General features: G+C 48.3%; 5 protein-coding genes and 1 other annotated feature. Of the genes, 2 read left to right on the forward strand and 3 right to left on the reverse strand.

Annotated features, from left to right (window positions below):
• Positions 1-87: 87 nt before the first annotated feature.
• Positions 88-231, reverse strand: a complete 144-nt coding sequence (locus A4U59_RS21935) for a hypothetical protein (RefSeq protein WP_169824019.1) — start codon at positions 229-231, stop codon at positions 88-90.
• Between the two features lie 171 nt (positions 232-402).
• Here A4U59_RS21935 and A4U59_RS20530 point away from each other — a divergent pair, with 171 nt between their 5' ends.
• On the forward strand, positions 403-1677 hold the full coding sequence (locus A4U59_RS20530) for an MFS transporter (RefSeq protein WP_066175709.1): 1275 nt from the start codon (positions 403-405) through the stop codon (positions 1675-1677).
• A 130-nt stretch (positions 1678-1807) separates the two neighbouring features.
• Here the strand turns inward: A4U59_RS20530 and A4U59_RS20535 are convergent, their stop codons facing one another.
• On the reverse strand, positions 1808-2311 hold the full coding sequence (locus A4U59_RS20535) for a hypothetical protein (protein ID WP_066175714.1): 504 nt from the start codon (positions 2309-2311) through the stop codon (positions 1808-1810).
• 200 nt (positions 2312-2511) lie between these two features.
• Here A4U59_RS20535 and A4U59_RS20540 point away from each other — a divergent pair, with 200 nt between their 5' ends.
• Complete coding sequence (locus A4U59_RS20540; RefSeq protein WP_425388934.1) at positions 2512-4815, forward strand: ATP-dependent DNA helicase; 2304 nt, start codon at positions 2512-2514, stop codon at positions 4813-4815.
• Positions 4816-4989: 174 nt separating this feature from the next.
• Here A4U59_RS20540 and brnQ read toward each other — a convergent pair whose 3' ends face one another.
• The gene (brnQ, locus tag A4U59_RS20545) at positions 4990-6321 is read right to left on the reverse strand and encodes a branched-chain amino acid transport system II carrier protein (RefSeq protein WP_066175718.1); all 1332 of its coding nucleotides are present in this window, start codon (positions 6319-6321) and stop codon (positions 4990-4992) included.
• An 83-nt stretch (positions 6322-6404) separates the two neighbouring features.
• Positions 6405-6654, reverse strand: a binding site (T-box leader).
• Between the last annotated feature and the right edge of the window lie 574 nt (positions 6655-7228).

Below are 7228 nucleotides of genomic sequence, written 5' to 3' on the forward strand. Positions count from 1 at the left end.
AACCATGCTTTAGAAGCATGGTTCTTTTTTTCATTTTTCGAGGCAGCTGCAATACATTCATTTTTTATTGGTATTTTTGAGTGATGGCTACTGTTTATGGCTGTTTTGCTCGTTTGAGTCAGGCTCCCAAGCAATCAGGACTTTTCCGAATTCCTGCTGGTACTGATCAAGTTTCTCTTTTTGTTCTTCAGTAAGGTCAGCAATATGATAATCAGGTTTCAAAATGTTCACCCCATTTTTATGTTTATGAAAAGTATTGGTATGAAAGAGAAGGTTTATTCAAGATGTTGAACGGGATTGCCTGGCAATTGCCAGGCAATTCCCGGGCATTCCATAAAGGATTTTGGCTTGTGTGCTCGAATTATAATTGATAACAGTTTTAACGGCGGGGGTGGTGGAAACGTGCGGAACGTGCATCGGGGATGGATCGTGTTATTGTTTATCGTGTTAAGTGTGCTTGCCTGTCTCGGGTTTGGGAGGTTTGCGCTTGGTGCAATCATTCCGTTTATGAAAGACGGTCTCGGATTGAGTTACAGGGAAACAGGCCTTGTAGCTTCATCGGTATTTCTCGGATATTTAATCAGTGTCACGACGGTTGGTTATTTTGTCCTCCGTTATAAAGCGAAGGACGTCATTCTGTTCTCATTGCTTTTGACAATCGCCGGGATGCTGATCAATGCAAATGCAGCCGGTTTCTGGTCTGCTTATTTGGGCTGCCTCATCACCGGAATCGGTTCGGGGGGGACGTATATTCCTGCACTCGGCCTGCTGGGCCAGTGGTTTGCCAAAGAGAAAAAAGGTATGGCGATGGGAACAGCTATGGCAGGTGCCGGCATGGGGATTGCTTTCAGCGGACTGGCAGTGCCGTATCTTATGTCATTGATCGGCGCCTCGGGCTGGCGGACGAGCTGGTATATTCTTGCTGCAGCGGTCGGTTTGATAGCTGTTTTGGATGCTTTCTTTTTAAAAAACAGTCCGTCGGAATTCGGGCTCAGGCCGATTGGGGAAAAGGAGCCGCCAAAGGCACAGACTAAAAAAGTTCCATACCATGGAGCGGGTTCAGCAAAAGATCATGTTTACCGGAACAGGCTAGTATGGCTGACCGGCTTCATTTATTTATCCTGGGGCTTCAGTTATATCGTATTTTCCACTTTTCTTGTTGATTATTTGATGGAAGGGCGGGGTTTTTCAAAAGAGCTTGCCGGAACATCGTTTGCGGCGGCAGGCCTGTTCAGTATTGTCAGCGGCTTTATCTGGGGAAGCCTTTCCGACCGCATCGGCCGGATGTTCACCCTCGGTATTGTTTACGGAATCCAGGGTGTCATGCTCCTCGCCCTGACATTGTTTTCTTCCCCTTCTGTCCTCTTTGCTGTAATTGTGATTTACAGCATAACTTTATGGGGTGTGCCTTCCATTATGAATGCAAGTGTCGGTGATTATGTATCAGCCCTTTATGTGCCGGTCGCTATGGGATTCATTACATTGTTTTTCAGCATCGGTCAGTTCGTGTCCCCGGTTGCCATTGGATTTTTGATTGATTATACCGGCGGATACCTTGAAGCGCTGCTTTTGTCGACTGCTGTCTGCCTGGCTGGAGGAATTGGGGCATTTGTGCTTCATCATAAAAACAAGAGCAGCAATAGTACGGCAAATTCTGCAGCCCATGCAGGAAATTGAATGAGTTCGGCGGTTATATCCGGCTCTGCAGAAGACGGGTTCCTTATGCACAACCGTCAGATGATCGGGCTGTCACGCCCGATCATCTTGTGGAAGGCGAAGATCGGGCAATGTTCTGCACCCTCTCTCATCACAAATACCTGCAGGAATCAGACGAAATATCCATGGAGAGAACCAGGAAGGAATCTCCTGCCGCTGAAAAGAGGCCGGGTCTTTCATATCCAAAATCAAGTAAAATTTCCACGACTCCGTTTTCTTGTGGCACTGCACCGGGAGAATCCGCTAAGGCGCTTTCTGTTGCAATTATCGTATGGACAAGCATGACTGCCTGTAAATACCGGGTAAGAGAAGAAACCGCTTCACGTTGAAACACGGCGCTGCCGAGCAATGAAAGTTCATCTATAACCGCGAATCGGCTGCCTCCTTCCAGAGTCTCTAATGCCGTTTCCGCAGCGTCCTTTATGTCGCCCGCAAGTGTTTCCGCAGCCATTCCGGTATCCCCCCACGCTTCATCAAAAATGTAAAGGGTGCCTTTTGCAATCTGTGAACCAGATGCGCTGTTTTTTGCAAGATCGATACGCACATACATCTTTTCTTCCTCATAGGTATGCAGCCATTGGATCGGCTGTTTCATTTACAAAACCTCCATTCCCATATCACCTGGTCAAGTCATGGTAAAGCAGTATGCAATGCATCGCCCCCTACTGTCCGGCTGCATCAGATTTGCCCGCTTCCATATAAGTTTTCATTTACAGCCGCCCTTTTATGCCGTTATCCGCCAAACCTGTTAAAATAATCGTTACAGACAGATTTACGGTGAAAGGATTTTCAATGATGGCAGAGATGACAAAAGTAAGAATATCGGTCAGGACACTGGTTGAGTATGTATATAGAAGCGGAAGCCTTGAAACCGGCTTTCGGACGAATACGGCGCTTCATGAAGGGACGAAAGCCCATCTGGATATCCAGGGGACCTACAGTGAACAGGACCGGAAAGAGGTTTCCCTTAAAACGGAAGTTGAGCAGGATGACATTCTTTTCACAATTGAAGGAAGAGCGGACGGCCTGCTGGATGAGGATGGAAAAATCGTCATTGATGAGATCAAGTCAACTTCCCGGCCGCTGGAAGAAATCACCGCTGAATCCCATCCTGTATACTGGGCCCAGGCGAAGTGTTACGCATATATTTATGCGCTGGATCAGGGTATGGATAACATGACGGTCCAGCTTACTTATGTTTCTGCTGATACCGGTGAACTGAAGAAATTCAGAGATGAGTTTTCCGTTGAGGAATTGGAAACCTTTCTGCAAGAAGTTGTTGAAGGTTATGCGCCATACGCCAGACTTATGGCGGATCATCGTGCCGAACGGGACCGCAGCATTGCCGGCCTTGATTTCCCATTTGAAAATTACAGGGAAGGGCAGCGCCAGTTTGCCGGGACAGTTTATAAAGGGATAAGCGACAAGAAAGATGTATTCGCCCAAGCGCCGACTGGCATCGGCAAGACCATTTCTGCAGTATTTCCATCAATAAAGGCAATGGGAGAAGGCCTGCTGAACAGGCTGTTTTATCTGACTGCCAAAACCATCACCCGTGAAGCGGCTGAGGATACGCTTAACTTGATGCGGCAAAAAGGGCTCAATCTCCATGCGGTCACGATCACAGCGAAAGATAAAATCTGTTTTAAAGATGAGGCGGTCTGCAGCAAGGAGCATTGTGAATTTGCTGACGGCCATTATGACAGGATCAACGGCGCGGTGCTTGATATTCTTGAAAACGAGCAATCCATGAACCGTCCAGTCATTGAGCGATATGCGCAGAAGCACAGGGTGTGTCCGTTTGAATATCAGCTGGAACTTGCTTATTCCGCCGACGCGGTCATTTGCGATTACAACTATGTATTCGATCCTCGTGTTTCGCTGAAGCGTTTTTTGGAAGAACAGAAGAAACATACCGTTCTGCTTATCGATGAGGCCCACAACCTTGTCGACCGCGCCCGCAGCATGTTCTCGGCCGAACTTTTAAAATCAGACTTTCTGAATATCAGGCGGGAGTTCAAAGGCAAAAATGATGCCATTTACCGGGCTGCACAGGATATTAACAGCCATTTGCTCAGAGTGAAAAAGCAATGTGCCGAAACCGGTAACAGGCTGACAGCAGAAGAGTTGGATGAAGAATTTATCGCATTGCTCGAGCGGTTCAGTTTTTCTGCCGAACAGGAGCTTGCGTCAGGCGGTGATGGTGAAGAAGGACAAGCATTGCTGGATACATACTTTTCAGCACTTGCCTTTACGAGGATTGCCCAGCTTTATGATGAACGTTTCATTACTTATGCGGAAACGTTCAAGAGTGAAGTGAGATATAAATTGCTTTGCCTGGATCCTTCCCATCTTCTGCAGAAGACCGGAAAACGGTTCCGGTGCAGGGTCTATTTTTCCGCAACGTTTTCGCCGCTTGGTTACTATCAGGATATGCTCGGCGGCAACAGGGAAGAGGATTACTCCGTCTCGCTTCCTTCACCGTTTGCCAGGGAAAACACCGATGTCTATATCCGTCCGCTTTCGACAAGATACCGTGACAGGGAGCGGACGAGCGAGCCGATTGCCGAGACTGTGAGCCAGCTCATCCAGGAGCGGCCCGGCAACTACCTTGTCTTTTTCCCTTCTTACCAGTACATGAATATGGTATATGATGAATTTGTTGTAAAGGAGCCGGATACGAAAACAATCATCCAGGCGGGCGGCATGCCGGAAGAGGAGAGGGAACAGTTCCTGGCATCATTTCAAGCGGATACGGGTTCAACTCTTGTCGGTTTTGCGGTGCTCGGCGGCATTTTTTCCGAAGGTGTCGATTTGAAAGGGGACCGCCTGAATGGGGTCATCGTCGTCGGTGTCGGCCTCCCGCAAATCGGGCATGAACGCAACATCATTAAAGAGTATTTTAATAAAACGGGAAAAAATGGTTATGACTATGCATATGTGTATCCGGGCATGAACAAAGTGCTGCAGGCCGGAGGGCGCCTGATCAGGTCCGAAGATGACCACGGCGTGATCGTCCTTATTGATGACCGTTTTTTACAGCGGAAATATCAGTCTCTGCTTCCGGAAGAATGGCGCCATTATACGGTTATCCAATAAAGAAAAAGCTGGCACGCGCTGTGCCAGCTTTTTTTGCCGTGTAAATTGTCAACAAGGAAATATTTCGTCCCAGCGGTTGGTGTTAAGTCTACAGGTAAGGGCAGCAGACCATCGTCTTAGCCTGAAGGCTCGCCAATCGCCGAGTTTCTTCACTGTCTTAAAAACTTGCGTCTGTTATATCCGTGAATTTGCGGTTTCCGAAGCTGGGTCTTTTTTCAGCATACTGAGCAGGAAGCCGGCCGCACCGCCTGCGGCGGCAGGCATGACCCAGGCAAGACTCAAGGAAGCAAGCGGCAGCGAACCGAGAAATTGTGTCAGATATTCAGATTCGAGGCCGAGCATTTTAAGCCCGTCATATACACTGACAATACCGGTCGCGAGCATCGCCCCTGAGTATACATAGCGGGTTCCGCCAAACAGGTTGTGCAAGTATGCAAGCAGCACGAGCACAATTGCCAGCGGATAAACGGCGACCAATACAGGAACGGAATACGCGATGATCTGGTTAAGCCCGAGATTGGCGATCAGGAAACTGACAATAGATACCAGTGTGACTACGTTCTTATAGCCAAGTTTCGGGAATTGTTTTGAAAAATACTGGGCTGATGCGGTTGTCAGACCGACGACTGTTGTGAAACATGCCAGCGCGACAATCGCTCCAAGGAGCAAGCCGCCGAATGAGCCGAACAGGAGGTTTGCTCCTGCAGACAAAATTTCGCTTCCGTTCGTAAAGGAGCCGAGTGAAGCCATTTTCGCCCCAAGCCAGCCAATTGAAATATAAACAGCTGCAAGGCCGGCCCCGGCAACAAGGCCGGCTCTTACAGTATGTCCCATTAATGTGCGGTGATTGGATACTCCTTTTTCGGTAACAGCCGTCACGACCAGAATGGCAAAGGCAAACGCAGCAATCGTATCCATCGTCAAATAACCTTCAATAAGCCCGGTGAAAAATGGTGCGGATTGATATTTTTCGGAAGCGGGCTGCAGCGGTGCATCAAGCTTCACAAAGCTAACAGCAACAAGCGCTGTGATGGAGATAAGCAAAACAGGCGTCAGCAGCTGGCCGATCCGGTCGACGAGTCTTGTTGGGTTTAAGCTGACCCAGTAGGAAAGCAGAAAAAACACAACGGTAAACAGGAACAGCGCAAGCGCAGAACTGAAGCCGCCGGTTTCTGTGAAAGGTTTAACTGCCATTTCGTATGCAACGTTGGCTCCGCGCGGGATGCCGAAAAACGGGCCGATTGCCAGATACACAACGGCTGTGAACACAAGCCCGAACAGCGGACTGACCCGGCTGCCAAGCGCATTTGCTCCGCCTCTGACCAAAGCAATTGCAGCAACCGCCATGATCGGCAGGCCAACCCCCGTTATGACAAAGCCGCCGATCGCCTTCCAAAAGGAAGTTCCCGCTTCATATCCTAAAAAAGGCGGATAAATCAAATTACCTGCTCCAAAAAACAGTGCGAATAACATGAAACCGATGAAAAGAGTGTCTCTTTTCTGCATATCCCATTCCCCTTTCAATACCTGCTGTTAAAAAATGCACATGCTGCCAAAAACTTCCCTGCAATATAAAAACCCGTCCCTGTAATAGGGACGAGTTTGACTCGCGGTACCACCCTGATTCTGCACGACCTTCCATTCGGAAGCCATACAGCACTCCAGCCGCATACAATCATATGCGTTCCGTGATAACGGCGGAAAACCCGGCTTGAGCTTACTTTGAATTCAGCCCTGCATCTCGGAGATGATTTTCAGAAACACATGTACACCGGCTTCCACTATTCCGGCTCGCTGTAGAACATAGCAGTAACTTACTCTTCTCGTCATTGATATTATTTAAAAAGTCTGTCATTTTATAGCGTGTTTTGTAAGCTAAAAGAATAATAGCATCGGTGAAAAAGCTTTGTCAATATATTTATTTAATTATGAAAATTTTGGTGATGGAGTTATGTTTGAGGGCTAGTACAGGCAGGATTCAGGAAAAAGGCTTGATGGAAACAGCCTTTTATAGAAATTTATACGGTTGAGAATAGGGCCCGGCCGGGTTTAGGTGTTGGTTGGATTGTTATGTGTGGTGGCTGACCTGGGTCATAAGTGAAGAAAAGCGATTACGGCGTGGAAAACAGGAATACTGGCGCGCGTGAAACCGGGCGGTTACCGCGTGAAACGCATGAGTTATGGCGTGAAAGCGGGGGTTTGGCGTGAAAAGGCAAGAGTTCGGCGCGAAAACGCTGGTGTTCGGCGTGAATCAGGCGGCATTCGGCGCGAAAACACGGCTGAACCGCGTGAAAACAGTCTCCCACATGTAATGTGCAGCCCTCTCCGTGTGAAAAGCAGAGATTGAGGCAAGAACACCCAGGTAATAGGCGTGAAATAAAGCGGATCCGGTTTGGAAAACAGGAATACGGTT

Source organism: Bacillus marinisedimentorum, from assembly GCF_001644195.2.
Taxonomy (GTDB): domain Bacteria; phylum Bacillota; class Bacilli; order Bacillales; family Bacillaceae_O; genus Bacillus_BL; species Bacillus_BL marinisedimentorum.

What these genes read in the sequence shown, in the direction of transcription:
- A4U59_RS20540 (WP_425388934.1), top strand. Translation starts at nt 2,512, where the DNA reads ATGGCAGAGATGACAAAAGTAAGAATATCGGTCAGGACACTGGTTGAG.
- A4U59_RS20535 (WP_066175714.1), bottom strand. Translation starts at nt 2,311, where the DNA reads ATGAAACAGCCGATCCAATGGCTGCATACCTATGAGGAAGAAAAGATG.
- brnQ (WP_066175718.1), bottom strand. Translation starts at nt 6,321, where the DNA reads ATGCAGAAAAGAGACACTCTTTTCATCGGTTTCATGTTATTCGCACTG.